Source organism: Pseudonocardia sp. T1-2H, assembly GCF_038039215.1.
In the GTDB taxonomy this organism is placed as follows: Bacteria; Actinomycetota; Actinomycetes; order Mycobacteriales; family Pseudonocardiaceae; genus Pseudonocardia.
This window is the reverse complement of the sequence record NZ_JBBPCL010000001.1, coordinates 2630593-2655872: the sequence shown is the minus strand read 5'-3', so window position 1 is coordinate 2655872 and position 25280 is coordinate 2630593. Positions and strand designations below refer to the sequence as shown.

The window sequence follows — 25280 nt, the reverse complement described above, 5'->3', positions numbered from 1 at the left end:
CCGCGGGCCTAGGCCGGCCCGGACCCGGCCGGTGAGTGGACGGCCCCGTGTTCCCGGGACGGTCCCGTCGCGCCGATCCGGCGCGCGAAGACCCGGTAGGTCCACACCTGGTAGGCCACCACGATCGGCAGGAAGATCCCCGCCGCCCACGTCATGATCGTCAGCGTGTAGCCGGTGGAGCTGGCGTTGTGCACGGTGAGGTCGAAGGCCGGGCCGAGGGTCGACGGCAGCACCGCGGGGTACAGCGCCAGGAACAGCGTGGCCGTCGCCGTGACGACCGCTGTGCCGCTGAACGCGAATCCGGCCGCCGCGCTGCGGGCCCGGTTCAGGGCCCAGGCGCCGACCAGGCAGAGGATGGCCACCAGGCCGATCACCGTCGTTGCGGTGGTTGCCCGCTGCGCCTGCGTCCAGCCCACGAACACGACGGTCGGGAGAAGCGCCAGGGGCGCGATCCAGGTGGCCGCCCGCCGCGCCCGGACCCTCAGCTCCCCCTCCGTCCGCAGGCGCAGGAACAGCGCGCCGTGCAGCAGGAACAGGGTGAGCGTGGTGAGGCCGCCGACCAGAGCGGGCCCGTTGAGCAGCTCGCCGAGGCCGCCCCGGTCGAGGTGCTCGGCGTCGAGGGGCAACCCGCGGGCGACGTTGCCGAACACGACGCCCCAGAGCACCGCCGGGACGAGGCTGCCGACGACGAGCAACGCGTCCCAGTTCCTCCGCCAGCGGGCGGTCTCGCCCCGGCCGCGGAACTCGAACGCCACACCGCGCACGATCAGCGCGACGAGGATGACGAGGAGCGGGACGTAGAGGCTGGAGAACAACGTCGCGTACCACAGGGGGAACGCGGCGAAGGTCGCCCCGGCGGCGACGATCAGCCACACCTCGTTGCCGTCCCAGACCCCGCCGATCGTGTCGATCAGCGCGCCGCGCTCCTCCTCGGTGCGGCCGAGCACCGGCAGCAGCACCCCGACCCCGAAGTCGAACCCCTCCAGGAAGAAGTAGCCGGTCCACAGGACCGCGATGGCGACGAACCAGACGTCGGCAAGGCCCATGGCGAGTCCGCTCCTGATCAGTAGGCGACCGTGGCCCGGTGTTCGCGGTCCTCCGGCTCCGGTTCCTCCGCCGGGAGGCCGGCCGCGGCGTGCCGGCGCAGGAGGAGGACCCCCACGACCGCGAGCGCCCCGTAGAGGAGGGTGAAGACGGTCATCGACGTGAGGACGGTGCCGGCGCCGACGGTCGGCGAGACCCCGGCGGCGGTCCTCATCTGCCCCCACACGACCCAGGGCTGCCTGCCCATCTCCGTGAAGACCCAGCCGAACGAGTTCGCGAGCAGCGGCAGCCCGATGGCCGCGACCGCTGCGCGGTGGAACCACGGGCTCGCCGGCCGCCGGCCCCGGCGCGTGAGCCACAGCCCGGTCGCCGCGATCGCCACGGCCAGCGCTCCGCAGCCGATCATCAACCGGTAGGTCCAGTACGTCAGGGGGACGACCGGGCGGTAGTCGCCGGGGCCGAACTGCCGGACGTACCGGTCCTGCAGGTCGTAGATGCCCTCGACCCTGCCGTCGAACGAGCCGGTCGCCAGGAACGACAGCAGGCCCGGGACCTTGACGCTCCAGATCTCCCGCGAGCCGTCCAGAGTGCCGATCGTGATCAGCGAGAACGCAGCGGGCTGCTCGGTGTGGTAGAGCGCCTCGGCCGCCGCCATCTTCATCGGCTGCTGCTGCGTCATGATCACACCCTGGACGTGGCCGGACGAGAGGACGACGACACCGGCGGCCAGCGACATCCACATCCCCGCGCGCGCCGCCCGGCGGAACGCGGGCGCGTCCGGGCCGTCGCCGCGCCGCCACAGCTGCCAGGCGCTGACGCCGAGCACGAAGGCGCCCGCGGTGAGGAACGCCGCCGAGACCACGTGGTAGACCGCGACCAGCGTCGTGGAGTTCGTGAGGACGGCGCCCAGGTCGGTGAGCTCCGCACGCCCTTCCTCCCGGTCGACCACGAACCCCACGGGGTGCTGCATCCACGAGTTCGCCGCCAGGATGAAGAACGCGGAGACCAGCGAACCGACCGCCACCAGGTAGATCGTGGCCAGGTGCAGCCGGGGGCCGAGCCGGTCCCACCCGAAGATCCACAGCCCGATGAACGTCGCCTCCAGGAAGAACGCCAGGAGTCCCTCGAACGCCAGCGGGGCACCGAACACGTCCCCGACGAAGCGCGAGTACGCGCTCCAGTTCATCCCGAACTGGAACTCCTGCACGATCCCGGTGACCGTCCCGAGGACGAAGACGATCACGAAGAGCCGCCCGAAGAACATCGTCAGGCGGCGGTGCACGGGGTCGCCGGTGCGCACCCACGCCGTCTCGAACCCGGCCACCACCCAGGCCATGCCGATGGTGAGCGGGACGAAGAAGAAGTGGTAGACGGTCGTGATCCCGAACTGCCACCTCGCGAGATCGAGCTGGTCCACCGGCTCCTCCCTCTCTCGGCGTACCGGGCCGTTCGAAGTCTGTGACGACGACGGCCGGGGTGCATTGGCCCAGTGGCGCGAGGTCTGGCAGGTCGAGCCGACCTCCCAGGACAGCCCCGTGCCGCGGGCGGGCTTCGGGTCCGCCGGCTCGGTGGTCCTGACAGGTCGGCTCGTGCGGCCCCATCTCATGTCCCCGGGACCAGGCTCGGGGAACGGCGGTGCTGAACAATCGTGGCGGTGGCGGGGACCGACGGGCTCACGGGACGCACGGTTCACGCCATCGAGGTCGCCGAGGACGTCATCCACGTGGTCGTCGCGGTACTGCTGGCGGGACTGGCACTCGCGCTGATCGTCGACACCGTGCGTCACACCGTGATCGTCCTGGCCGGTCCCTACAACCTGCCGGTGATCGTGCTCGCGGTTCTCGAGGAGACCCTCCTGCTGTTCATCGTCGCGGAGCTCCTGCACACGGTCGCCATCGCACTCCGCCACCGGGGTGCCCTGGATCCCGAACCCTTCCTCGTCATCGGCCTGGTCGCGGCTATCCGGCGGGTTCTCGTCCTGACCGCCGAGGCCGAGCAGTCGTTCAGGTGGAATGCCCAGGGCATCGAACTGCTCATCCTGATGACGCTGATCCTCGTCATGGCCGTCACCGCCCTGGTGTGGCGGCGCTCGCTCACCCTCGCCGCCGGGCAACCGCGGTGACGACCTCGTCTCCCCGGGGATCCAGCACACTTCGACGGGAGGATGCGCGGGGTCTCCCGGCGCAGACCGTCGCGGCGGCAGGCCGAGGGCCTGCCGCCGCGTCGTGTGGGCTCGACGCCCGTGGTGCCGGTCGAGGTGTCAGACGACCAGGCCGAGGAGCAGGACGAGCACGAGCCCCACCACCGAGATCGCCGTCTCCATCAGCGACCAGGTCTTGACGGTCTGGCCCACCGACAGGCCGAAGTACTCCTTGACGAGCCAGAAGCCGGCGTCGTTGACGTGGGAGAAGAAGACCGAACCGGCACCGATGGCGAGGACCAGCAGCGAGGTGTGGGCCGGGTCGAGGGTGACCACCAGCGGGGCGAGGATGCCCGACGCGGTGACGGTGGCGACGGTCGCCGAGCCGGTGGCGAGCCGGATGAGGACGGCGATGACCCAGGCGAGCAGGAGGATCGACACGCCGCTGCCCTGGACCCAGGTGGCGATGAGGTCGCCGAGCTTGGTGTCGATCAGGGTCTGCTTGAACCCGCCGCCGGCGGCGACGATGAGCAGGATCCCGGCGACCGGGGGCAGCGCCTGCTCCAGGGAGCGGGCGATGGCCCGGGCGTCCATCCCGGCGCCGCGGCCGAGGGTGAAGACGGCCACGACGACGGCGATGAGCAGGGCGATCAGCGGCGTGCCGACGAAGTCGAGGCCGTCCCGGAGCAGGGTGCCCTTCATGGCGAAGATGTCGACGAGCGCCTTGCCCATCATCAGGACCACGGGCAGCAGCACCGTGGCGAGGGTGATGGCGAAGGTGGGCCGGGAGACCGTGCGACGCTCGAGCGCGGTGCCGGTACCCGAGCCGCCGGAAGGTCCTTCGGAGCGGGTGGGGCCGTCGCCGGGACCGTCGCCGTCGGTTCCGGTGAACAGGTCCGGGGCGGGGATGTTCACCCAGCGGGCGGCGTAGCGGGCGAACAGCGGACCGGCGATGGCGACGGTCGGGACGGCGACCAGGACGCCGAGGACCAGCGTGATGCCGAGGTTGGCCTTGAGGGCGTCGATGGCGACGAGCGGGCCGGGGTGGGGCGGCACGAGGCCGTGCATCGCCGAGAGGCCGGCCAGGGCCGGGATGCCGACCTTGACGAGCGAGAGTCCGGACCGGCGGGCGACGAGGAAGATCACCGGCATCAGCAGGACGAGGCCGATCTCGAAGAACATCGGCAGCCCGATCAGCGCGCCGACCCCGGCCATGGCCCAGGGCAGGGTGCGAGTGCTGGACCGGCCGATGATCGTGTCGACGATCTGGTCCGCGCCGCCGGAGTCGGCGAGCAGCTTGCCGAACATGGCGCCCAGCGCGATCAGCGTGCCGACGCTGCCCGCGGTGCTGCCGAAGCCCTTCACGAAGCTCTCCACCGCTGCGGAGGCGGGGAGTCCGGCGATGCCGGCGACGACGAGGGAGCCGAGGGTCAGACCCAGGAACGGGTGGACCTTGAAGCGGGTGATGAGGACGACGATCACGGCGATGCCGATCAACGCCGCCAGGATCAGCCGGGTCCCGGAGCCGGTGGTGGCCGCGGCTTGGGCGAGGACGAGGGTGGTCATGGTCAGGCTCCCTGGCCGATGTGCGGGGTGGTGGCGGCGACGTAGCGCGAGACGAGCTCGTCGACGGACAGGTCGAGGTCGAGCGTGAGCCCGTGCTCGTCGTCGCCGAGCGGCTCGAGCGTGGCGAACTGGGACTCGACGAGGCTGGCGGGCATGAAGTGGCCGGGCCTGCCGGCCACGCGGCGGGCGACGACGTCCGGGTGCCCCTCGAGGTGGACGAACAGCTGACCGGGCGCCGCCTCGCGCAGGACGTCGCGATACCAGCGTTTGAGGGCGGAGCAGCTGACGACGGCGCCGACGGCGGCGTGCTCGGCCTGCCAGGAACCGATGCTGTGCAGCCACGGCAGACGGTCGAGGTCGTCGAGCGGGATGCCGGCCGACATCTTGGCGACGTTCTCCGGCGGGTGGAAGTCGTCGGCGTCGGCGAAGGGCACCCGTAGTCGCTGGGCGAGGGCCGCCCCGACCGTGGTCTTGCCCGAGCCGGACACCCCCATGACCGTCACGATCGGCGGGTGGTCGGGCAAGGGGTGGATGGGCATCGTTGCGATCCTCTCGGCTGCCCCTGCAGTGGAGCGATGAGAGGACTATGAGTCTTAAGTAGTATCAATGCAAGACTGGATCGTTTTAGATACTACTTTTTGCCGAGACCGGCGAGCGGTGCCGGCAAAGGTGCGATGATTTGCCGGTGACGCGCACCGGCACTGCTGCAGGGCTGCACGCCAGCCTCCTCGAGAAGCTGGGGCGCCAGATCGCCGACGGCGACCTCGTCGAGGGCCAGGTGCTGCGGCTCGAGGAGCTGGAGTCGCACTTCGCCGTGTCCCGGACCGTGGCCAGGGAGGCGGTGCGCGTGCTGGAGTCGATGGGCATGGTGACCAGCCGCCGCCGCGTCGGGGTGACCGTCGAGCCGAGGTCGCGGTGGAACGTCTACGACCCGATGATCATCAGGTGGCGGCTTGCCGGCATCGACCGCGAGGCGCAGCTTCGTTCGCTGTCGGAGCTGCGGACGGGGATCGAGCCGGTGGCGGCGCGGTACGCCGCCGGCCGGGCGACGCCCGAACAGTGCGGGAGGCTCACCGGGGCCGTCATGGACATGGCGGTGCACGGCCGCTCCGGTGACCTGCAGGCCTATCTGGACGCGGACATCCTGTTCCACCGGACGCTGCTGGAGGCCTCGGGGAACGAGATGCTCGCCGCGCACGCCGACGTCGTCGCCGAGGTCCTGACCGGCCGCACCCTGCACGGGCTGATGCCGGCCCGACCGGAACAGGCTGCGATCCGGTTGCACGCCGACGTCGCGCAGGCGGTCCAGTCCGGGGATGCTGCAGCGGCGCACCGCGCGATGACCGAGATCATCTCCGAGGCGGCGGAGGCGATGCTGCCCGACTGAGCGCCCGCAGGGGCGTTGCGGTCGTCAGGCCTCGGTCGACGCGGTCGACGACGGGTCGGCCGTCTCCCCGTCGTCGGCGGCCAGGTCGCGGTCGCGGGTCTCGCGGTACGTCGCCACCGCCAGGATCGTCAGCAGCGAGCTGGCGGCGACGTAGCAGGCGATCGCGTAGCCGGTCCCGAAGGCGGCCAGGAGTGCGACGGAGATGATCGGAGCGAGCCCGCCCGCGACGACCGAGGCGAGCTGGTAGCCGATCGAGACCCCGGAGTAGCGGACCCGGGTGCCGAAGAGCTCGGACAGGAACGCCGCCTGCGGCCCGTACATCGCCCCGTGGAAGAACAGCCCGACGACGACGGCGACGGCGGCGAGCGCGAAGTTGCGGGTGTCGAGAAGGGCGAAGAACGCGAACGCCCACGCGCCGACACCGACCGCGCCGAAGAGGTAGACGGGCTTGCGCCCGATCCGGTCCGACACCGCGCCCCACATCGGGATGGTCAGGACGTGGAACGCGGCGCCGATCAGCACCGCGCCGAGCACGAACGACGACGGCAGCCCGAACCGTTCCTTCATGTAGGTGGAGATGACGATGGTGAAGATGTAGTAGGAGACGTTCTCGGCGAAGCGGGCGCCCATCGCGGTGACCACCTCCCGCGGGTAGCGGCGGAACACGTCGACGATCGGCATGGTGGTCCTGATCCCGGCGGCGGTGTCCGCGGCCTCGCGCTCGGCGGCGCGGGCCTGGGCGGCCCGGAACACCGGGGACTCCTCGACGGAGAGCCGGACGTAGAGACCGATCAGCACCAGGACGGCGGAGAGCAGGAACGGGATCCGCCAGCCCCAGGCCTGGAAGGTCTCCTCGCTCTGGAAGACGGCCAGCAACGCCAGCAACCCGTTCGCCAGCAGTTGCCCGGCCGGGGCCCCGGCCTGTGGCCAGCTCGCCCAGAACCCGCGCCGCGACGCCTCACCGTGCTCGGAGACGATCAGCACCGCGCCGCCCCATTCGCCGCCGAGGGCGAAGCCCTGGACGAGCCGGAGCACCACGAGCAGCACCGGGGCCGCGACGCCGATGGTGTTGTATCCCGGCAGCAGGCCGATGGCGAACGTGGAGATGCCCATCATGAGCAGGCTCAGGACGAGGAGTCTCTTACGGCCGATCTTGTCGCCGTAGTGGCCGAACACGAGGCCGCCGAGCGGACGGGCCACGAACCCGATCGCGAAGGTGCCGAACGACAGCAGGGTCCCCGCGACCGGATCGGCCGCCGGGAAGAAGACCGCGGGCAGGACGATCGCCGCGGCGACGCCGTAGAGGAAGAAGTCGTACCACTCCACGGTCGTGCCGAGCATGCTCGCGGCGACGATCTTGACGATCGAGCGGCGCGGCGGCGCACTGTGCGGGGATGCGGACACAGAATCTCCCGGGCTCGGAGGTGGGTCGCGGCGTCCGGTGGTGGGCGAACGCGCCGAGGCTATCCAGCGAGAGGGCTCGGGTCAGCAGATCGCCGGCACCGCGTCCGAGCCGCTCTCGCGGCCGCGACCGTTCTCACGTCTCATTGTGAGGGCCGGGGAAGCGTGCAGTCGATCCGAGGATTCACGCCCAGATAGTTCAACGGGCCGGCGACAACGGTGAGCAGTACGGTGCCGAACTCGGCGCAATTGACATCGGCGTCCCCCGAGAAGTATCCGCGCTGATAGGACGCCACGGCGCCGATGATCAGCCAGACGACGACGAGTACCCCGCCGAACCTCATGTCCGCCTCCGAGCCCGGCCACCCGCGCCACCGGAGTACGGACTATAGCCGCGCGTCCTGCCGGCAGGGAGAATTCGAACGTCGCGCGGGAGCACCCGGGTCGAGAACTCCAGGACGACCGGAGGTCCGCCTCACTCCGTCGCGAACGGTGCCGGGGTGGGAGCGTGCACGGACGGGGGCGGGGTCGGCACGTCCCACCGGCAGCAGTCACGCGACGAGCTCGCCGTCGGCGGGGGCGTCGCGCCCGCTGCGGAACCGGGCTCCGGTCCGACGGCCCTCACCGGAGTCGCCGCCGGCCACCTGGTCGGACTGCGTCGCAGTCACGCCCCCATCCCCGTTCGCCTAGGCCCGGACGGCGGCCGCGAAGGCCTCGAGCTCGCGCGGGATGTCCGGGCCTGCGGGCTGATAGGCGATCTCGGTGCTCCCGGCTGCTTCCAGCTTGGCGATCTTGTCCCGCCACTCCGACGGCGTCAGCGCCAGCCCGCCCTTGACCATCAGCTCGCCGGTGACGAAGGGACGGTCGCGCTCGTTCACGGCCACCAGGTGCCGGTCGTGCAGGGCCAGGTGCCGCTTCTCCCTCGGCACGTCGTCGTAGGCGGCGGCCCACTCCTGTCCCCGCTCCGGCATCAGCTCGTCGATGACGCCGTGCTCGACGGCCCAGTGCAGGACGACGCTCAGCCCGTGTCCGGCCGCGTCGATCACGCGGGCCGAGCCGGGGTCCTCCCCATCCTCGAGCACGGTCCCGAAGTCCAGGATGACGCTCGAGGCGAAGTCCGGGTTCGGCACCAGGATGGTCAGCACCTCGGCGCCGAGCTCACGGGTCACCCCGTAGCCCTTCGGCCCGTTGGCCGCGACCACCCACGGGACGTCGATGGGCCGTGCCGGGGCGTACCGGTCGGTCGGGGCCAGCATCTGCATGATCCCGCCGTCCCACTCGACCTCCTCGCCCCGCAGCAGCGCCGCCACGACGAGCGCGTACTCCTTGACCTTGGCCCACGGGATGGGCCGCTTGCCCATGGAAAGCCGCCCGGTGAAGCCGGAGCCGATCCCGACCATCGTGCGTTCCGCGCCCGCGATCGAGGCCAACGTCGCGATGGCCGAGGCGGTGACCATCGGATGGCGCAGGCTCGGAATCAGGACGCCGGGGCCCAGGACGATCCGCTCGGTGCGCTCCGCGGCGCGGCAGAGCTGAACCCACACATCGGGGTAGAGAGCGGGCGAGTCGTAGAAGAAGGCACGCTCATAACCCAGCGTCTCGGCGATTCGGGCGTGCTCGTGACTGTCCAGCGACGTGGCGAACGCGCATGAAATCTTCACGGAGACCTCCGGCAGGCAGAATCGGGAATGCCTTACGACGGTAACCAGATGTGACGTCGACGAGTGTCCGATCGCAGGACACGTGCCTCGTCCACTGGCGAACCCGGGAGATTCCCGCTATCCACGTCGGCGACTGTTCCGGCGCCCGATCGGGCCCACCGGCCGCCTCTCGGAAGGACCCGGAAAATGCACATCGCGGACGTCACCGCCTTCCCCACCTCGTTCCCGGTGTCGGAGCGGGCCGGTGAGCGGCTGGGGATCGGCAAGGTGGTCAAGCGTGACGCCGTCGTGGTCCGGGTGCGGACGACGGACGGCCTGGTCGGCTGGGGCGAGTCGCACCACGCCCGCTCCCCGGGACCGTGGGGCACCTCGTCAACAGCACGCTCAAGGACCTGGTGGTCGGGCTCGACGCCGCCGACACGGTCGGCGTCTGGACGACGATCTACACCGCGCAGCTCGCGAGCCACGGGCTCGGCGCCGCCGCGGCGATCGCGATGAGCGGCATCGACATGGCGTTGTGGGACATCCGCGGGAAGGCCGTGGGGTGGCCGGTGTACCGGCTGCTCGGCGGGGCGTCGCGGCCGGTCGCGGCCTATGCCGGCGGGGTCGCGCTGGGCTGGAGCGAGCCGGGCTTCCTGGTCGAGGAGGTGTGGCCGCTGGTCGAGCGCGGCTATCGAGCGGTCAAGCTCCGGATCGGCGACAACCCCGTGGACGACCTCGCGCGGATCTCCGCGGTCCGCTCGGCGTTCCCGGCACTGGAGATCCTCGCCGACGCCAACACCGCCTACGACCTCGAGGACGTGCGGCGGATCGCGCCAGGGCTCCGCGATCAGCACGTCGGCTGGTTGGAGGAGCCGTTCCCGCCGCACGACCACCGCAGCTACGCGGCGGCGGCCCGGTTCGCCGGAGTGCCGCTCGCGGCGGGCGAGAACCACTACACGCGCTTCGAGTTCCACCGGCTGATCGAGGACGGCGCCGTCTCGGTGCTCCAGCCCGACCTCTCCAAGTCCGGCGGGCTGACGGAGGTGCACCGGATCGCCGCGCTGGCCTCGGCCTGGAAACTGCCGCTGAACCCGCACACCGCCTCGACCGGGCTGAACATGGCCGCCACGGTGCACCTCCTCGCCGCGACCGAGAACGCCGGGTACTTCGAGGCCGACGTCAGCCACGACAACCTGTTCCGTGACGAGCTGGTGTCGCCGGCGATCACCGTGCGTCCGGACGGGACGGTGCTCCCGCCGGAGGGGCCGGGTCTCGGAGTCGAGGTGGACGAGGACTTCCTCGCCGCGCATCCGGTGATCGAGGGCCCCGGCTTCGTCCGGTGACCGTCCCGTCGCGGGTGACCGGGTAGGTCTGGCGGTGCCGCCGCTCCCGAGCCCGGGATCGCAACCGGTGCCGCGGCAACGCAGGAACTCGAGGGGTCACGGCGTGAACCGGTAGTACTCGCGCGCGTTGTCGTTCAGGATCCGCGTCCGCAGGTCCGGCGGGATTGTGGTCTGGAACGCCCGGTGCGGGTTGTCGAAGTCCCAGTGCGGATAGTCGGTGGAGAACATCAGGACGTCCTCGCCGATCTCCTGGAGCAGCGGCACCAGATCGGCCGGGTGCTCGGGCTCCTCCATCGGCTGGGTGGTGCTGCGGATCCGGTGGCGCAGGTAGTGCGAGGGAGGGTGCTCGAGGTCGGGCACCTCCTCGTGCAGGCGCGCGTACAGGGCGTCGAGACGCCACCTCATCGACGGGATCCAGGCGAACCCACCCTCCAGCAGCACGACCCGCAGGTCCGGGAAGCGGTCGAACGCGCCTTCCATGATCAAACTGATCACCTGGGCCTGGAACGCCACGGACAGGGCCGTGTGGTCCTCGATGTAGTAGGAGGGCCATCCCGCCGGCGTGATCGGCCCCGGCGTCGTCGAGGCCGCGTGGATCCCCACCGGCAGCCCGGCCCGGCCCGCCGCCTCGTAGATCGGCCAGTAGTGACGGCGGCCCAACGGCTGCCGGGTCCGGGGGAACAGCAGGACCTGGACGAAGCCGGGGTGGGCGGCGGCGCGGTCGATCTCGGCCGCGGCCAGCGCCGGGGACTCGAACGGCACCGTGATCGAGGCCCGCAGCCGGGGATCCCGCTCCAGCCAGTGCTCGACCTGCCACTCGTTGACCGCCCGCGCCAGAGCCGCGCCGTAGAGGTCGTTGCGTTGCTCGGCGGCCCGGTACAGGCAGTTGAGCACCGCGTAGTCGATCGGGTAGGCGTCGAGCAGCTGCTCGCGCATGAACTCGAGGTCGGAGCCGGGCAGCGCCCCCGACAGCGGCCAGGCATCGTGCCTGCTGGCGAACTTCGCCGCCTTGGGGTACGCGTAGCCCTTGGTGAACGGCGAGTAGGTCCGTGAGCCCACCAGTTCCAGGTGGCGCCGCCAGCGGGCGGACAGGTACGGCGACAGGGCCGTGTCCGAAGGAACCGCGTTGTGCACGTCGCAGTCGATCAGGCGTTGGAGGATGCGGGTCATGGCGCGGCCTCCCTCTCGTCGCTCTCCAGACGGTAGAGCCGGGCGGCGTTGCCGTGCAGCACCTGCTCCCGCTCGGCGGGAGAAAGGTGGCGGAGCAGCGCGCGCTCGACGTCGCCGTGGTGCCAGTGCGGGTAGTCGCTGGCGAACACGAGCATGTCCGTCGACCCCAGCTGGTCGAGAAAGCGGTCGACCCAGCCCGGCGGCGGGTCGGGGGGACCGTCGAACGGCGCCACGCTGAGCAGCACGTGGTCCCGGATGATGCGCGACGGCGGCCGATCCACCCAGGGGACCTCCCGGCGCAGCCCCTTCCAGTTCTTGTCGAAGCGCCACATCAGCGACGGCAGCCAGGTGACCCCGCTCTCCAGCAGGACGACGCGCAGTCCGGGGTGGACCCGGAACACACCCTCGGCCACCAGGCTGATCAGTTGGGACTGCAACGCCAGCGCCGCGCCCGCGTAGTCCTCGATGTAGTGGGAGGGCCAGCCGACGGCCGAGAGCGGGTTGGCACCGGAGACCCCCGGGTGGATCGCCACCGGCAGGCCGGCGGCCTCCGCCGCGGCGAAGATCGGCCAGTGCGCCCGCTGCCCCAGCGGCGTCTGCGACGAGGCGAGAAGCATGACCTGGACGAACCGCCTGTCCACCGCGACCCTGGCGATCTCGTCGGCGGCCTCGCGGGGGTCCTGCGGCGACACCACGACGGAGGCCACGAACCGTGGGTCCGCACTCAGCCAGCACGCCGCCTGCCAGTCGTTGACCGCGCGGGCCATGGCCGCGGCCCAGTCCGGGTTGTGCAGGGCCTGCACCGCATAGAGGCAGTTGAGGACCGCACGGCCGGCGCCACCGTGGTCGAGAACCTGCGCGCGCACCACAGCCGGGTCCGACCCCGGCGGCACCCCCGCGCGTCGGGTCTCCGGCCGGGCCGAGAGCGGCATCCCGGGCGGATAGGACGCCGGCTCGAACCCCTCGACCCCGCTCTCGACGCAGTAGTCCACCCACCGCTGCGAGAGGAACGGGAACAGCGCCGAGATCTCGGGGACGGCGGGGTGCACGTCGCAGTCGATGCGACCGGTGCTCATCTCGCCCCCGCGTCGTCCTCGACGTCGCCACCGAGCGCCCGTCGCGAACGGGTTCTCATGCGTAGGCGTGACCCTGCTCGAACCGGATGGCCTTCAGCTCCTTGCGACCGTCGAAGTGCTGGATGCCCGTCTCGTCGTGCCCGGGGAACAACCACGCGTCGTTGTCCCGCGCCACCTTCCCGAGCGTGCCGAGCGAGGTCCGCCACTTGTCGATGTCCCAGTAGATCTGCGGCTCCCCGCCCGGTTCGACGTAGTTCTCGTGGTGGTAGAGCGCATCGGAGGTCAGCAGCACGGTGCCGGTGTTCTCCAGCTGCAGCTGCATCGCCATCTGTCCGGGCGTATGGCCCGGCAGGTGGATCAGCTGCACGTCCCGGGCGAGCTCGGTTCCACCGTCGGAGACCACCGTCGGCTTCTTGTCGCCGAGGAACGCCCAGTCGACGTGGGCGAAGAAGTCGCCGTCGGACTCCATCGACATCACGTGGGCGTACTCGTCCTCGTGCACGACGATCTCGACGCCGGCGTCCTCGAACAGCCGCAGGCCGCCCGCGTGGTCGGTGTGCAGATGGCCCTGCACCACGTAGCGGAAGTCGTCCGGCCCCAGGCCCATCTCCTTCAGCCTCGCCTCCAGGCACGCCTCCGGCGTCACGGCCTCGAGGTCGACGACCTCCTGCCACTCGGCCATCCACTCGTCCGAGCACCGCGCCGACAGGCCGGTCTCCCAGAGGATCCGCCCGTCCGGGGTCTCGATGATGTACGCGATCGCCGGGCATTCGTAGACCTTGCCCACGTTCTCGGGCCGGTTCGCCAGCAGGGACTTGTCCAGGCCCATGTATCCGAGATTGACGCCGCGCAGGGTGACGCTCATCGACTCCTCCATCAAGGTGTGCGGGACGGCCCGCCGACACCGTGCCGGCGGGCCGGCCGATGTCAGCGGAACTCGGGGATGATGTGCTCGGCGAAGATCTCCAGCTGCCGCTTGGCCTCGTCGATCGGCATGAGGCCCTGGTCGAAGAACCAGGAGAACCACTCCAGCTCCCCGCCGTTGCCGTGGATCGTGGCCAGGTCCTCGATGTCGCGTTTGATGTCGTCGACCGTTCCGGCGAGCCCGTACTTGGTCTTCGTGAAGCGGTCCATCGTCCACTCCTCCGGCGGCAGCAACGTGCCCTTCGGCCACTGCTGCTCGTCGCCGGGCAGCCGCAGCGCTTCCCAGAAGCCGAAACCGGAGAAGTAGATCTGGAAACCGTAGTAGTTCGTGCGTTCCATCAGCTCCAACGCCTGCTGACGGTTCTCACCGAAGGCCACGGCTCGGAAGGCGCCGATGCTCTCGCCCAGCTTGAGGTCTCGACCCGCCTCCGCCGCCGAGTCCCGGTAGAGCTCGGCGAGATGGGTGAACTGCCCCGGCTCGGCCGTCAGGATGATCGGCATCACCCCGTTCTTGGCCGTGTGCACCATCGTCGACTCCGACACCGAGAACGGCTGGAACGCCTTCGGGTACGGCTGCTGCAGCGGCTTGGGGATCACCGAGATGCCGCGGATGTGGCCGTTCTCGTCCAGCTCGTCCGGGTGCCCGTACTGCCTCGTCCAGTCCGCCGCCGGCCAGCGTGTGATCCCACCCTTCGGCGGCACCTGGTAGAACTGCCCCTCGAAGGTCAGCAGGTCGTCGGTCCACGCCTTGTAGATCAGCTCCAGGTACTCCTCGTGCACCGCCCGGTTGTGCTTGTCGTCCTCCCCTCCGTCCATCGGCGTCCCCTTCACCGGGATGTGCTGGCCCAGCACGTTGACCCAGCGGTCCTGGTAGCCGCGTGCGTAACCGCCGTAGACCCGCCCGCCCGTGAGGTGGTCGAGGTAGGCCACCTGCTCGGCGACGCGCAGCGGATCGTTCGCGGGCAGCACCAGTGACAACGGTGCGAAGCTGATGTTCTTGGTCCGCGCGGCCAGGTCGGCGTAGAGCATCATCGGCTGGACCGACGCCTCGAACCCCTCCGAGTGGAAGTGGTGCTCGGTGGTGGAGAAGACGTCGAAGCCGACCTCGTCGGCCATGATCGCCAGCTCCCGCACCTCGGCGATCATCGCCTGGAAGGCGTCGTTGTCCCGGCCGATCGGGCGCTTCGCCGCCCGTTCCTCCAAGGTCGCCGGGATCGTCGGCAACGTGAACAGCTGGAATTTCACCGGTTCGCTCCTCGGGACGACGTTGGTCCCGTGATTCGACCCGCAAGTCGGCTGTGACACGTGTCTCAATCTGAAGCACGGCTTCGACGTCGGGCAGAGCCCCGCGCGGGCGCGGTCGGACCCCGGACGTGTCCCGATCTGGGACACACCGTTCTGGATCAGCGGATTACCGTGGATCCGCACCATCGCAGTGCCTGATCGGGCCGACGCCGTCCCGAGAGGAGCGAACATGGTCGACGACGTGCTGGCCCGCGAACGTGAACGCTTCCTGTCCTCCGGGTCGGCCCCGGCGCGCGTCCGCGACGAGATCTCCTCGTCCTGGAAGCGCTGCTCGAGCTGGGCGGTCGCCACCGAGACGCTCGCCCCGCCCTACCGGCCGGACGTCAACCCCGAGTCGCGGCTGCTGCGTGCCGCCGGCCCGGTCCTCGACACCATCAACGCTCGGCTCGGCGAGCTCGGCGTCAGCTTCCTGGTCACCGACACCGACGCCCGGATCCTCGACCGTCGGGTGCACGAACAGCGGTTGCTGCATGCGCTGGACACCCACAACATCACCCCGGGATTCGTCTTCGCCGAGGACGCGGTGGGGACGAACGGCGTGGGCACCGCCGTCGAACTGGGGCGCACGGTCCGGATCGACGGCCACGAGCACTACGCCGAACAGCTCGTCCAGTTCACCTGCGTCGGTGTGCCGATCATGGACCCGGTGATCCGGCGACCGATGGGCATCCTCGACATCACCTGCGCGGCGGACCGGGACAACGCCCTGGTCACCGTGCTGGCCGAGCAGACGGCACGGTGCATCGAGCAGCGGTTGTTCGAGCAGCACTCCGTGCAGGAGCGCGCGCTGCTCAGCCACTTCGTCTCCGGGGACAGGCGCTCGCACGCCGGGATCCTGGTGCTCAACGACCGCATCCAGATGACCAACCCGCAGGCCGCGCGGCTCCTCGACGGCGTCGAGCAACCGTTGTTGTGGGACCACGTCGCCCGGGTTCTCGAAGGGTGCTGCGGTGACGGGATCGTGGAGAACGAGCTGCCACTGCCCGACGGGCGGGCCGCCCGGACCCGCACGATGCGGCTGCACGACGGCGACCAGGTGATCGGCGCGCTCGTCGAGGTCCGGCCGGCGACGGAACAGCCGGGTGCCTCCCGTGCCGCTGCGCCGGTCACCGCCCCGGCCGGGCTGGCCGGCTCGGACCGGGCGTTCCTCTGGGCCTGCCGCGCGGCCCGGACCGCGCTCGCCGAGCGGAGCCTGGTGCTCTGCGGCGAGTCCGGTGTCGGGAAGGCGGCCGTGGCCCGGGCGCTGCTGCGCGAGCGCGGGGAGGTGACGATCGTCCGCGACGCGGCCACCGTCGAGGTGCAGGGCCTGCACGCCTGGTTCGACGACCTTCGGGCCGTCCTGGACGGTCCACCGGCCGGGCTCCTCCTCCAGCACCTCGACCTGCTCGATCCCTCCGCCCGGCGCCGGCTCGCCGCGCTCCTCGACGCGGCCGCGGCCCGTGGCTGGCGGTGTACCGCGACGTTCACCAGCTCCGCCTCCTGGGAGGACGCGGTGCTGCCCGGGATCGACGCCGACCAGGTTCGGCTGCCGCCACTGCGCAACCGGCTCCGCGACGTGCCCGCCCTCGTCGCGGCCTTCGCCGCCCCGCGGCGGGTGGCGCCCGAGGTGACTCAGCTCCTCATGCGTCTGGCCTGGCCGGGCAACGTCGGCGAGCTCCGTTCAGCCGTCACCCGCATGCTCGACACCGCGACCGGGACCGCCGCCGTGCTCGCCGACCTGCCGCCGGAGATCCGCCGCGCGGCGCACCGGAGCAACCTGACCCGCTTCGAGCGCGCCGAGGTGCACGCCATTCTCGAGGCACTGGCCGAGACCGGCGGCAACAAGCGGGACGCCGCCCTGCTCCTGGGCATCTCCCGCTCCACGCTCTACCGGAAGCTGCAGGCGGCGGGGATCGACCTCGACAACACCGCCTTCTGACGGCGGCGCGCTTGCTCCCCCGCCACGGCGCCTGCCGTCCACCGTCGTCGACCACACCGACGACGAGGCGCCTCACGCGAGGCCGGGCGTCAGCGCCTCGACGATCGTGGATTCGACGAGGTCGAGGTGGCGCACGGTCTCGCGCGCCGCGAGATCGGCGTCTCCGGACACGAACGCCCCGAGCAGGGTGTCGTGGTCGTGGGCCGCCTTCACGTCGGCCTGGTGGGCGGCCACGCTCATCCGCACGTAGCGCTCGGAGATCACCCACAGTTGTTCGAGGACCCGACGGCCGACCGCCTCTACCGCCGGTCGGACGAGCAACCAGTGGAACTCCCGGTGCCGGGCCAGGAACGCGTCGAGGTCGGCAGCGGACTCGGCGGCGAGTCCCCGCCGCGCCGTCTGTGCCGCGGCCACCGCTTCCGCGCTGCGCAGCTGCGCCGCCCGGGCCATGAGCGGTGGTTCGAGCAGCCGTCGCATGGCGTAGACCTCGCGGAGCTCGCCGAGCGAGACCTGCGCGGCGCTCGTGCCTCGACGCGGGACGGTGATGACCAGTCCCTCGGCCTCCAGCGCGCGCAGTGCCTCCCGGACCGGGATGTGGGAGACGCCGAACCGTTCCTGGATCTCCTTGGGCAGGATCTTCTCGCCCGGGGCGATGGCGCCGGTCAGGATGAGGGAGCGGATGAGCCCGACCAGATCCCGGCCGAGCCCCGCCGACACCGGCTGCACCGCGTCCGTCCTCACCGGGCACACCTTCCACTCGAATCCGGCGGATGTCCCTTTCTGCTGGTCGCCATTGACGCGTTAGAAATTATAGTTTAGACATTCCTGTGTCGTCACGGTCGACGATGTGGGCCCTCGGATCTCGCGTGCGGAGCTCGTCCGGTGGGTGCGGACCTCGAGGCCGTGGGATCACCACCGCGTCGAACGGAAGAGGCACCCCATGGCCGGAACGAAGTTGTCCCTGCTCGACCTCGGCCGGATCGACACCGACGACGGCTTCTTCATCCGCGGATGCAACGCGGCGGTGCAGTCCGACCCGCACCCGCACTACGAGCGCCGCCGGGTCGCCGTCATCGCCGCCGTGATCGAACACCCCCAGGCAGGCCCGATCCTCTTCGAGACCGGCTGCGCACAGAACGCCAAGGAGGACTGGCCCGCGCCCGCCTGGGAAGCCTTCCCCGTCAACGTCTACGAGGAGGAGCACCACCTCGACAAGGCCCTCGAGGCCGCCGGGTACGGCATCGACGACATCCAGGCCGTCGTGATGGGGCACCTGCACCTCGACCACGCCGGCGGGCTGGAGCACTTCAAGGGCAGGAACATCCCGATCTACGCCCACGCGAAGGAGATCAAGGAGCACTACTACGCGGTCGCGACCAAGGAGGACATCGGCGCCTACGTCCCCGGCGACCTCCACTGGGAGCTGAACTGGCAGCCCATCCACCGCGACGAGACCGAGCTGTTCGAGGGCATCACCCTGCGGCACATGCCCGGCCACACCCCCGGCCTGATGACCATGCAGGTCGAGACCCGCAACTCCGGGCACTTCATGCTGACCAGCGACCTGTTCCACGTGCGCGACCTCTTCGAGCAGGGCCTGCCCCAGGGCTGGCTCGGTCGCGACTCGCACGCCTGGTGGGAGAGCTTCCGGTGGACCCAGCAGATCCAGAAGCGCTACGACGCCACGATGGTCTACGGCCACGACGCGACCGTGCTCGAGGAGCTGCAGGCCCAGGCCAAGTACTTCGACTGAGCCGCACCCCCGCCGCGCCGGCCCGATCCTCCTGGAGTACCCGCTCATGCCGTACGCCGCGTCGCAGCACAGCACCGGGACCTACCGGTACCTGCCCGCCATCGCCCCGTACTCCTCCGGGGTGGCCGCCGAGCCGGGTCACGAGATCATCGGGGTGCGGTTCGACTCCCCGCCCCCGGTCGTCGACGGGTTCGCTCGTCTCGACGAGGAGTGCGCCGAGCGAGGCCTGCCGCCGAGCGCGCTGGTCGGTATCGAACTGAGGTCCCCGGCACCGTTCGCGTTCGGGGCGTTCGACGAGTTCAACGAGACCTACCGGCAACTCCTCGCGGAGCGCGGGCTGCTCGAAGACGGCGTGAACCCGATCGCTCGGACCAATGTCGTCCCCGTCCGGTCCGCGCCGCGAGAACCCGTGCTGCTGTCGGCATTTCTCGTCCGGAGGTCGGCCGGCGCCGGGGGCGTCGACTTCGTCGTGGCGGGCGGCGGCGAGATCGACGGCCTCGATCCCGACGCGATCGTCGCGCGCGGTGACGTGTCCGAAGCCGGCCTGGCGAAGAAGGCCGGCTACGTCGTCGACGAGATGCGGGCCCGGCTGGCCGGGCTGGGCAAGGACGCGGAGTCCCCCACGCTCGTGGACGTCTACACCGCTCACGAGATCCCCGGCCTGGAGGAGATGCTCCTCGACCGGCTGCCGGCGGTCGGCCGTCACGGATTCCTCCGCTGGTTGACCAGGCCGCCGGTCGTCGAGGTCGAGTTCGAGATGGACCTGCGCCGCGTGAGCGGGTGGCGCGCGCTCTGATCCACACCCCCGCGTCCCACCCACCGAAGGAGTCCCATGCCTCTCGACGACGACATGGCGTACGAGTCCGCGACGAACCTGGCGGCGGCGGTCCGCGGCCGCGAGGTGTCCCCCGTGGAGATCGTGGACCACTTCCTGGACCGCATCGAGCAGCGCGACCCCAGTCTCAACGCGTTCGTCTTCCTCGCGGCCGACGAGGCCAGGCAGGCGGCCACGCGCGCGGAGAAAGCGGTGACGGACGGGGAGGAGCTGGGGCCGCTGCACGGTGTCCCCACCGCGCTGAAGGACCTCTTCGACTTCCACCCCGGCTGGCCGTCGACGTTCGGCGGCATCCCCGCCCTGCGCGGGAACATCGCCGAGCACCACTGCACCTACGCCGAACGGATGAAGGCCGCGGGAGCGATCGTGCTCGGCAAGACCAACTCGCCGGTCATGGGTTTCCGCGGCACGTGTGACAACCCGCTGTTCGGGCCCACGCGCAACCCGTTCGACACGGACCGGAACTCGGGAGGATCCTCCGGCGGTTCCGCGGCCGCCGTGGCGGACGGCCTGCTGCCCCTGGCGGAGGGCACCGACGGCGGCGGGTCGATCCGGATCCCCGCCTCCTGGTGCGGCGTCGTCGGCTACAAGGCGTCGTTCGGGCGCGTGCCGTTCGTGTCGCGGCCCAACGCCTTCACCGGGGTCAGCCCCTTCCTGTTCGAAGGTGTGCTCGGGCGCAGCGTCGCCGACGTCGCCCTCGGCGCCTCGGTGCTCACCGGATACGACCCGCGCGATCCGTTCGCCCTCGACGAGACCGTGGACTACGTCGGGGCCTGCGCGACGCCGGAGAGGTCGCTGGCCGGCAAGCGCATCGCCTACAGCCCCGACTTCGGCATGTACCCGGTCGACCCGAAGGTCGCGACGGTCACCGCGCAGGCCGCGGCCGCGTTCCGCGACGCCGGCGCCGTCGTGGACGAGATCGCCATGACGATGCCCTACGGGCAGCAGGAGTTGGCGGAGCTCTGGTGCCGGATGATGGCCGGGGTCGAGGTCATCGAGCTCTTCAAGGCCCAGGGGATCGATCTCCTGACAGACCACGCCGACGACCTGCCCGCGGAGTACCGCTCCTACGTCGAGGCGAACTACCGGGCGAGCGCGGTCGAGGTCCTGCGGGACCAGCAGATGCGTACCGGCGTCTACGATGCGATCCAGGGTGTCTTCGGCGACTACGACCTCCTCCTGACGCCCACCCTCGCCTGCCTGCCGGTGCCCAACGCGGACGACGGCAACACCGCCGGCCCCACCCACATCAACGGCGTCGAGGTGAACCCGCTGATCGGGTGGTGCATGACGTACCCGATCAACTACAGCGGCCATCCCGCGGTGTCCGTGCCGGCCGGCATGGCCGAGGGCGATCTGCCCGTGGGACTGCAGATCATCGGCAGGCGCTACGACGACCCCGGCGTGATCGCCGGGGCGGCGGCCCTCGAGCAGTTGCGGCCGTGGCGGCACACCTACGCGCGCTGCGCGGCGCGGACGCTCTGAACCCGTGCGGGCTCGGTGTGGTCGACCGCGGCACGCCCGCGCGACCGCTCGAGGAAGCCCTCGGTCGTCCTCGCGCTCTCCGTCGCCCTGTTACCGGGCGGCCCCGCCGAAGGCCCGCTCGGTGGCCCATGACGCATGGGTCTGGGTAGGCTCCTCCTGGTCGTCCCAGATCCGGTTGCCGTCGAGGTCCAGCACGCCGACCGGGGCGTCGAGGGTGATCCCCGCCCGCCGCCGCGGCACGCCCGGCAGCTCGTAGGGCGCGCCGTCCGGCGGCCGGCCCAACCGCCAGGCCCTGCCGGCCCCCGGCCGGTGCGGCGCCAGCGCGAGCTGGGTCTCCGTGTTGAACAGGACCATCGCGTCCTCCTCCCCCACGGTGACGTGCTTGCCGCGGTGGCCGTCCGGGCGCCACTCGGCGGTCTCGTCGGTCAGCCTCAGGTCACCGTAGGAGACACCGGACCCACCCCCGACGTCGCCGGCGCGGCCCGCCGGCCGTTGTTGCGGATCCGGTTGCGGGTGAACGCCGAATGATCGATCCCGGCATCGACGCGGATGCCGTCCAGTCCGTTGTCGTGGATGGAGTTCCCGTCGAGGACCAGGTCGACCACCGGGCCGGAGTAGCCCCCACCGAAGTGGTGCTCCCAGTAGCCGTACCGCCCGTTGGCGCTGATCCGGCTGCCGCTGATCGTGTACGGACCCGGTGTGTTGCCGATGCCGACGCCGTCGCGGAGGTTGCCGTCGATGACGCAGTTGACCACCATGCCGCCCCGGCCGGCGGTCGAGGAGGTGCCCTGGGCCGAGATGTCGAACCCGGCCTCGTGGTTGCCGATCATCGTGCAGCCGGTCACGACGAGCCCGTCGGCACCCCAGTCGGAGATCCCGAAGCGGTTGTCCTCCACGTGGCAGGCGGTGATCCGGATGCCCCTCGGCGGCGGCCACTCCTCCCGCTGCAGCTCGACGAATATCCCGTTGGTGCCGTTGCCCCGGGCCGTGCACGCGGTGACGGTCAGCCGTTCGGTGGCCCCCCAGCCGCCGATGCCGATGCCGATCCCCGCCCCGCCCGGCTCCTCACCGGTGTCGAGCCGTCCGCACCGCTCGGCCAGGACGGCGTCGACCACGGTGTCCTGCAGGAAGTCGCAGCCGAACCCCGTCGCCGGGGTGTCGTGGACGTAGATGTCCCGGAAGCGGCCGCGCAGCACGTACTGCAGGCCCAGGCCCTTGGCCAGCGGGTCGTACTCGTCCAACTCCATCCCCGAGCCGTCGACCTCGAAGGAGGCGAAGACGCAGTCGGCCAGGTGGTTGTCCGGCCCCGCGCCGTGCTGGAGGGCGGTGAACCACATCAGCGGGGTCGGCGTCCCGGGGGCACCGGGGTTGGCGAGCAGGAAGCGGGTCGCCTGCATACCCGCGCCGACCAGCGAGACGCCCGAGCGCCAGACCGTGGCGACGTCCCGGATGCAGTAGTCCCCCGGCGGCACCACGATCATCCGCGGTCGGCCGTCCCCGGCGTACGCGTCCCCGAGCCGGTCGACCAGCGCGGCGAGGGCGGGCTGGTCGTTGGTGACGCCGTCCCCCACCAGGCCGTGCTCCCTCGCGTCATAGACCGACCTCGCGCTCACCTGGGTCCTCCTCGACCTCACCGGATGTCCCGTCCAGGTACCCGGGCCCCGCATGGTCATCCCCGGGCAGGTCACCGGGATGGGCCCGGATCGACCCGTCCCCCGGATGACAGGGCGTCATCGAGGAGCGGCGCTTGACGGGCGCGGTCAGGGGTACCCGCGGACCTACCACCGACGCGGCCGGTCGCCCGTCCTGACGTTCCCTTCAGGAGGCCCGCATGACCCCCCTGCACCTGCACAACGGCGACCTGGCCGAGGTCTCCTGGGAGCAACGCGAGAGGGAGGGCGACCCCCGCTACCCCGTCTCGCAGGAGGTCCCGCCCTCCCCCTACGCCCGCTACGCCGAGCTGCTCGGCCTGGGTGCAGCCCGCGTCGACGAGCCCGGCCGGATCGGCGAGGCCTGGCGGCAGGCCCTGGCCGCAGACCGACCCTTCCTCGTCGAAGCGATCGTCGACCGCGACACCCCGCTGCTGGCGCCGCTGCAGCCCGAGGAGGAGGTCGAGCAGATGCTCGCCGCGCTGCGCCAGGAGCCCGACGGCGACAGAGCCGCTGCCCAGCTGCGCCGCCAGCGCGAACAGGAGAACTGAGCGCTGACGGGATGCCGAGGTTCCACCCTGATACGAGGTCGTCGATATGGCAGGTACGGAGATCTTCTCGTTCCACGAGTCGGACCTGGACGGCGCGCGGGACGCCATCAGGTCGAACTACTTCGACACCTCACTGGACCTGGTCGGACGAGGACGTCCGTACGAGTTCCGCTTCTCCGGTGTGGCGCGCGGATCGCTCAGCGTGGGCGACTGCTTCTACACCGCCGGCATGCAGATCGGCATGTCGGACCTCGAGACCTGCTACTACGTCAACTTCCCCGCCGCGGGACACATGGACGTCGAGCACCGGGGCGCCTCGTTCGAGGTGGGCCCGACGCGAGCGGCGGTGTTCCGACCGATCGGCGACATCGCCATGCGGACCAGCGACGACTACCGGTCCTTCGCGGTCAGGATCGAGCGCGGGGCGCTGGAGGACGCCTTGGAGCACCAGCTCGGGCGCTCGGTACGGCGGCCACTGGAGCTGGCCCCGAACCTGGAGATCGGGGACGGTGCCGGCCGGAGCTGGGCCCGCCTGGTCCGGCTCATCGCCGCGGAGCCCACCTCCCCGGGCGGACTGTTGAGCCACGACGTCACGGCCGCTCCGATGCAGGAGGCGCTCCTGCGCGGTCTGCTGTTCTCGGTCGAGCATCCCTACCGCGATGCCCTCGCAGCCCCGGTCCGCTCCTGGGGTCCCGGTCCGGTCAAGCGGGCCGTCGAGGCGATGGAAGCGACACCGGACCACCCGTTCACGGTCGCCGAGCTCGCCCGCATCGCCCTGGTCAGCGTCCGGTCGCTGCAGGAGGCGTTCCGAAGGCATCTGGGCACCACCCCGATGAGCTACCTGCAGGAGCTGCGTCTGGCTCGCGCCCACGACGCGCTCGTCCGCGCGGATCCCACCGCGGTCACCGTCTCGCAGGTCGCGCTGCGCTGCGGCTTCGCCCATCCCGGCCGATTCTCCCTCGCCTACCGGGCGAACTACGGCATCCCACCCTCGGAAACCCTCCGGCACTCCCGGATCCGGTCGCGGGCCGCGTAGGGGTGGACCTCACCGCCCGGCACGGCGCGCGGGCCAGCGAGGACAACTGCGACGCGCCGGGGGCATCGTTGCCCCTGGCGCGTCGGGTCGCGGGGAGCGGACCGTCGAGAGGCGGAGGATCAGTGCACTCCGCCGGAGGCGCCTGCGAGCAGGTACACGCCGATGTCGGCGTCCCCTGCGAGCGCGGGCGGAAAGGCGTGGGTATTCCTCTTCGAGTGAACCTCGCCGTACGGCGAGGTTGTGTACGTATCGCGCGGGATCGTGTCCGATCTGAGCAGGCGGGAGCGGGCTTGCCCTCGAGAGCCGGTCGGTGCGTGGGCGCGATCACCCTCAGGAAGGAGGCGTCATCGTCCGGAACAGCAGCGTCCGCAGCAGCTCGGCCGTCGTCTCCGCCGGCTCGTCCTTGTGGTTGAGGCTGCGGACGAGCAGCAGATTGACCACGGCGCTGCTGATCTCCGACGCCGACGGGTCCGCGCGCAGCTGCCCGGACTCCTGGCCGTAGCTGACCAGACGCAACAGCGGGGCGATCATCGGCACGACGTTCCGGGGGTCCAGGTCGTCGGCCGGATCCGGGGTGCGTTCGGTGCGGATCGTGTACTCGAGTACCGCGGCGGTGAAGGCCGCGGTGAGCCCGCGGTGGTAGTAGCTCAACCGGGCGAGGGCGTCGATCTGGTCGCTCAACGCCTCCAGGACGGGGCGCTCTCGGGCGATGTCGCGGTCGGCCTGGACGAGCAGTGTCGCGACGTGCGGGGCGAACACGACCCCGATGAGGACGTGCTTGGTCGGGAAGTGGTTGTACGCCGTCGCCGCGCTCACCCCCGCCTCGGTCGCGATGTCCTCCACCCGGGTGGCGGCCCACCCCCGAGCGCTGAACGCCGCGTCCGCCGCCGCGATCAGTGCCGCGCGCGTCCGGGTCCGCTTCGTCCGAGCCGCGCGCGCCCGTGCATCGTCGCCGCGCTGTTGATCCTCACCTGCTGCCACCACCGTGAGCCAGTCCTTACGTCAGGTGCGCGGTCGGGACCATCCGTTCCACGCCTGTGAAGATCTTGATGAT

General features: G+C 71.0%; 24 protein-coding genes. 9 read left to right on the top strand and 15 right to left on the bottom strand.

Annotated elements, in window-relative coordinates; all coding sequences use genetic code 11:
• Positions 1–8: 8 nt before the first annotated feature.
• Positions 9–1046 (bottom strand): cytochrome d ubiquinol oxidase subunit II, encoded by a 1038-nt coding sequence (gene cydB, locus WBK50_RS13305; protein ID WP_341335910.1) that lies wholly within the window; start codon positions 1044–1046, stop codon positions 9–11.
• A gap of 17 nt (positions 1047–1063) precedes the next feature.
• Positions 1064–2461: a cytochrome ubiquinol oxidase subunit I gene (locus WBK50_RS13300; protein ID WP_341335909.1), complete on the bottom strand. Its 1398-nt coding sequence runs from the start codon at positions 2459–2461 to the stop codon at positions 1064–1066.
• Between the two features lie 237 nt (positions 2462–2698).
• On the opposite strand from WBK50_RS13300, the gene WBK50_RS13295 reads away from it, so the two are divergent.
• A complete protein-coding gene (locus tag WBK50_RS13295) occupies positions 2699–3166 on the top strand; it encodes a phosphate-starvation-inducible PsiE family protein (RefSeq protein WP_341335908.1) in 468 nt (155 codons plus the stop codon).
• A 138-nt stretch (positions 3167–3304) separates the two neighbouring features.
• Here WBK50_RS13295 and WBK50_RS13290 read toward each other — a convergent pair whose 3' ends face one another.
• The gene (locus WBK50_RS13290) at positions 3305–4750 is read right to left on the bottom strand and encodes a GntP family permease (RefSeq protein WP_341335907.1); all 1446 of its coding nucleotides are present in this window, start codon (positions 4748–4750) and stop codon (positions 3305–3307) included.
• A 2-nt stretch (positions 4751–4752) separates the two neighbouring features.
• Positions 4753–5289: a gluconokinase gene (locus tag WBK50_RS13285; protein WP_341335906.1), complete on the bottom strand. Its 537-nt coding sequence runs from the start codon at positions 5287–5289 to the stop codon at positions 4753–4755.
• A gap of 146 nt (positions 5290–5435) precedes the next feature.
• Between WBK50_RS13285 and WBK50_RS13280 the strand changes: the two genes are divergently transcribed.
• On the top strand, positions 5436–6137 hold the full coding sequence (locus WBK50_RS13280) for a FadR/GntR family transcriptional regulator (RefSeq protein ID WP_341335905.1): 702 nt from the start codon (positions 5436–5438) through the stop codon (positions 6135–6137).
• Between the two features lie 24 nt (positions 6138–6161).
• Here the strand turns inward: WBK50_RS13280 and WBK50_RS13275 are convergent, their stop codons facing one another.
• The 3 genes from WBK50_RS13275 to WBK50_RS13265 form a co-directional block, all read right to left on the bottom strand.
• Positions 6162–7478, bottom strand: coding sequence for an MFS transporter (locus tag WBK50_RS13275; RefSeq protein ID WP_341339375.1), 1317 nt, complete (start codon positions 7476–7478; stop codon positions 6162–6164).
• 203 nt (positions 7479–7681) lie between these two features.
• Positions 7682–7882, bottom strand: a complete 201-nt coding sequence (locus tag WBK50_RS13270) for a hypothetical protein (RefSeq protein ID WP_341335904.1) — start codon at positions 7880–7882, stop codon at positions 7682–7684.
• Positions 7883–8224: 342 nt separating this feature from the next.
• A complete protein-coding gene (locus tag WBK50_RS13265) occupies positions 8225–9199 on the bottom strand; it encodes an LLM class flavin-dependent oxidoreductase (protein WP_341335903.1) in 975 nt (324 codons plus the stop codon).
• 359 nt (positions 9200–9558) lie between these two features.
• Between WBK50_RS13265 and WBK50_RS13260 the strand changes: the two genes are divergently transcribed.
• The gene (locus WBK50_RS13260; protein ID WP_341335902.1) at positions 9559–10524 is read left to right on the top strand and encodes a mandelate racemase/muconate lactonizing enzyme family protein; all 966 of its coding nucleotides are present in this window, start codon (positions 9559–9561) and stop codon (positions 10522–10524) included.
• Between the two features lie 96 nt (positions 10525–10620).
• Here the strand turns inward: WBK50_RS13260 and WBK50_RS13255 are convergent, their stop codons facing one another.
• From WBK50_RS13255 to WBK50_RS13240, 4 genes are all read right to left on the bottom strand, one after another.
• On the bottom strand, positions 10621–11694 hold the full coding sequence (locus WBK50_RS13255; protein WP_341335901.1) for an amidohydrolase family protein: 1074 nt from the start codon (positions 11692–11694) through the stop codon (positions 10621–10623).
• Positions 11691–12770 carry an amidohydrolase family protein gene (locus tag WBK50_RS13250; RefSeq protein ID WP_341335900.1) on the bottom strand — a complete coding sequence of 360 codons (1080 nt, stop codon included), beginning with the start codon at positions 12768–12770 and terminating at the stop codon, positions 11691–11693. Before WBK50_RS13250 ends, WBK50_RS13255 begins: the two co-directional genes overlap by 4 nt.
• A 55-nt stretch (positions 12771–12825) precedes the next feature.
• Entirely contained in the window at positions 12826–13635 is an 810-nt protein-coding gene (locus tag WBK50_RS13245) for an N-acyl homoserine lactonase family protein (protein WP_341335899.1), read from the bottom strand.
• A 62-nt stretch (positions 13636–13697) separates the two neighbouring features.
• Positions 13698–14939, bottom strand: coding sequence for an LLM class flavin-dependent oxidoreductase (locus WBK50_RS13240; RefSeq protein ID WP_341335898.1), 1242 nt, complete (start codon positions 14937–14939; stop codon positions 13698–13700).
• A gap of 229 nt (positions 14940–15168) precedes the next feature.
• On the opposite strand from WBK50_RS13240, the gene WBK50_RS13235 reads away from it, so the two are divergent.
• Positions 15169–16917: a sigma-54-dependent Fis family transcriptional regulator gene (locus tag WBK50_RS13235; RefSeq protein WP_341335897.1), complete on the top strand. Its 1749-nt coding sequence runs from the start codon at positions 15169–15171 to the stop codon at positions 16915–16917.
• A 72-nt stretch (positions 16918–16989) separates the two neighbouring features.
• Here the strand turns inward: WBK50_RS13235 and WBK50_RS13230 are convergent, their stop codons facing one another.
• On the bottom strand, positions 16990–17658 hold the full coding sequence (locus tag WBK50_RS13230) for a GntR family transcriptional regulator (RefSeq protein ID WP_341335896.1): 669 nt from the start codon (positions 17656–17658) through the stop codon (positions 16990–16992).
• A 199-nt stretch (positions 17659–17857) separates the two neighbouring features.
• Here WBK50_RS13230 and WBK50_RS13225 point away from each other — a divergent pair, with 199 nt between their 5' ends.
• From WBK50_RS13225 to WBK50_RS13215, 3 genes are read left to right on the top strand one after another with little or no spacing between them, the layout of a single operon-like run.
• Positions 17858–18670, top strand: a complete 813-nt coding sequence (locus WBK50_RS13225) for an N-acyl homoserine lactonase family protein (RefSeq protein ID WP_341335895.1) — start codon at positions 17858–17860, stop codon at positions 18668–18670.
• A 46-nt stretch (positions 18671–18716) separates the two neighbouring features.
• A complete protein-coding gene (gene cnbZ, locus WBK50_RS13220; protein WP_341335894.1) occupies positions 18717–19466 on the top strand; it encodes a 2-amino-5-chloromuconate deaminase CnbZ in 750 nt (249 codons plus the stop codon).
• A gap of 36 nt (positions 19467–19502) precedes the next feature.
• On the top strand, positions 19503–20990 hold the full coding sequence (locus WBK50_RS13215) for an amidase (RefSeq protein ID WP_341335893.1): 1488 nt from the start codon (positions 19503–19505) through the stop codon (positions 20988–20990).
• Between the two features lie 90 nt (positions 20991–21080).
• Here WBK50_RS13215 and WBK50_RS13210 read toward each other — a convergent pair whose 3' ends face one another.
• Positions 21081–21362: a hypothetical protein gene (locus WBK50_RS13210; RefSeq protein WP_341335892.1), complete on the bottom strand. Its 282-nt coding sequence runs from the start codon at positions 21360–21362 to the stop codon at positions 21081–21083.
• 59 nt (positions 21363–21421) lie between these two features.
• Positions 21422–22603, bottom strand: coding sequence for a right-handed parallel beta-helix repeat-containing protein (locus tag WBK50_RS13205; RefSeq protein ID WP_341335891.1), 1182 nt, complete (start codon positions 22601–22603; stop codon positions 21422–21424).
• Positions 22604–22821: 218 nt separating this feature from the next.
• Between WBK50_RS13205 and WBK50_RS13200 the strand changes: the two genes are divergently transcribed.
• Together WBK50_RS13200 and WBK50_RS13195 are read left to right on the top strand one after the other, a co-directional pair.
• Positions 22822–23190: a thiamine pyrophosphate-dependent enzyme gene (locus WBK50_RS13200; protein WP_341335890.1), complete on the top strand. Its 369-nt coding sequence runs from the start codon at positions 22822–22824 to the stop codon at positions 23188–23190.
• A gap of 46 nt (positions 23191–23236) precedes the next feature.
• Positions 23237–24226 (top strand): AraC-like ligand-binding domain-containing protein, encoded by a 990-nt coding sequence (locus WBK50_RS13195; RefSeq protein ID WP_341335889.1) that lies wholly within the window; start codon positions 23237–23239, stop codon positions 24224–24226.
• A 330-nt stretch (positions 24227–24556) separates the two neighbouring features.
• Here the strand turns inward: WBK50_RS13195 and WBK50_RS13190 are convergent, their stop codons facing one another.
• A complete protein-coding gene (locus tag WBK50_RS13190; RefSeq protein WP_341335888.1) occupies positions 24557–25210 on the bottom strand; it encodes a helix-turn-helix domain-containing protein in 654 nt (217 codons plus the stop codon).
• Positions 25211–25280: the final 70 nt, after the last annotated feature.

Coding starts and splice junctions, on each gene's coding strand:
- cydB (WP_341335910.1), bottom strand. CDS start 1,046: ATGGGCCTTGCCGACGTCTGGTTCGTCGCCATCGCGGTCCTGTGGACC.
- WBK50_RS13290 (WP_341335907.1), bottom strand. CDS start 4,750: ATGACCACCCTCGTCCTCGCCCAAGCCGCGGCCACCACCGGCTCCGGG.
- WBK50_RS13285 (WP_341335906.1), bottom strand. CDS start 5,289: ATGCCCATCCACCCCTTGCCCGACCACCCGCCGATCGTGACGGTCATG.
- WBK50_RS13275 (WP_341339375.1), bottom strand. CDS start 7,478: ATGCTCGGCACGACCGTGGAGTGGTACGACTTCTTCCTCTACGGCGTC.
- WBK50_RS13270 (WP_341335904.1), bottom strand. CDS start 7,882: ATGAGGTTCGGCGGGGTACTCGTCGTCGTCTGGCTGATCATCGGCGCC.
- WBK50_RS13255 (WP_341335901.1), bottom strand. CDS start 11,694: ATGACCCGCATCCTCCAACGCCTGATCGACTGCGACGTGCACAACGCG.
- WBK50_RS13250 (WP_341335900.1), bottom strand. CDS start 12,770: ATGAGCACCGGTCGCATCGACTGCGACGTGCACCCCGCCGTCCCCGAG.
- WBK50_RS13245 (WP_341335899.1), bottom strand. CDS start 13,635: ATGAGCGTCACCCTGCGCGGCGTCAATCTCGGATACATGGGCCTGGAC.
- WBK50_RS13235 (WP_341335897.1), top strand. CDS start 15,169: ATGGTCGACGACGTGCTGGCCCGCGAACGTGAACGCTTCCTGTCCTCC.
- WBK50_RS13225 (WP_341335895.1), top strand. CDS start 17,858: ATGGCCGGAACGAAGTTGTCCCTGCTCGACCTCGGCCGGATCGACACC.
- cnbZ (WP_341335894.1), top strand. CDS start 18,717: ATGCCGTACGCCGCGTCGCAGCACAGCACCGGGACCTACCGGTACCTG.
- WBK50_RS13215 (WP_341335893.1), top strand. CDS start 19,503: ATGCCTCTCGACGACGACATGGCGTACGAGTCCGCGACGAACCTGGCG.
- WBK50_RS13200 (WP_341335890.1), top strand. CDS start 22,822: ATGACCCCCCTGCACCTGCACAACGGCGACCTGGCCGAGGTCTCCTGG.
- WBK50_RS13195 (WP_341335889.1), top strand. CDS start 23,237: ATGGCAGGTACGGAGATCTTCTCGTTCCACGAGTCGGACCTGGACGGC.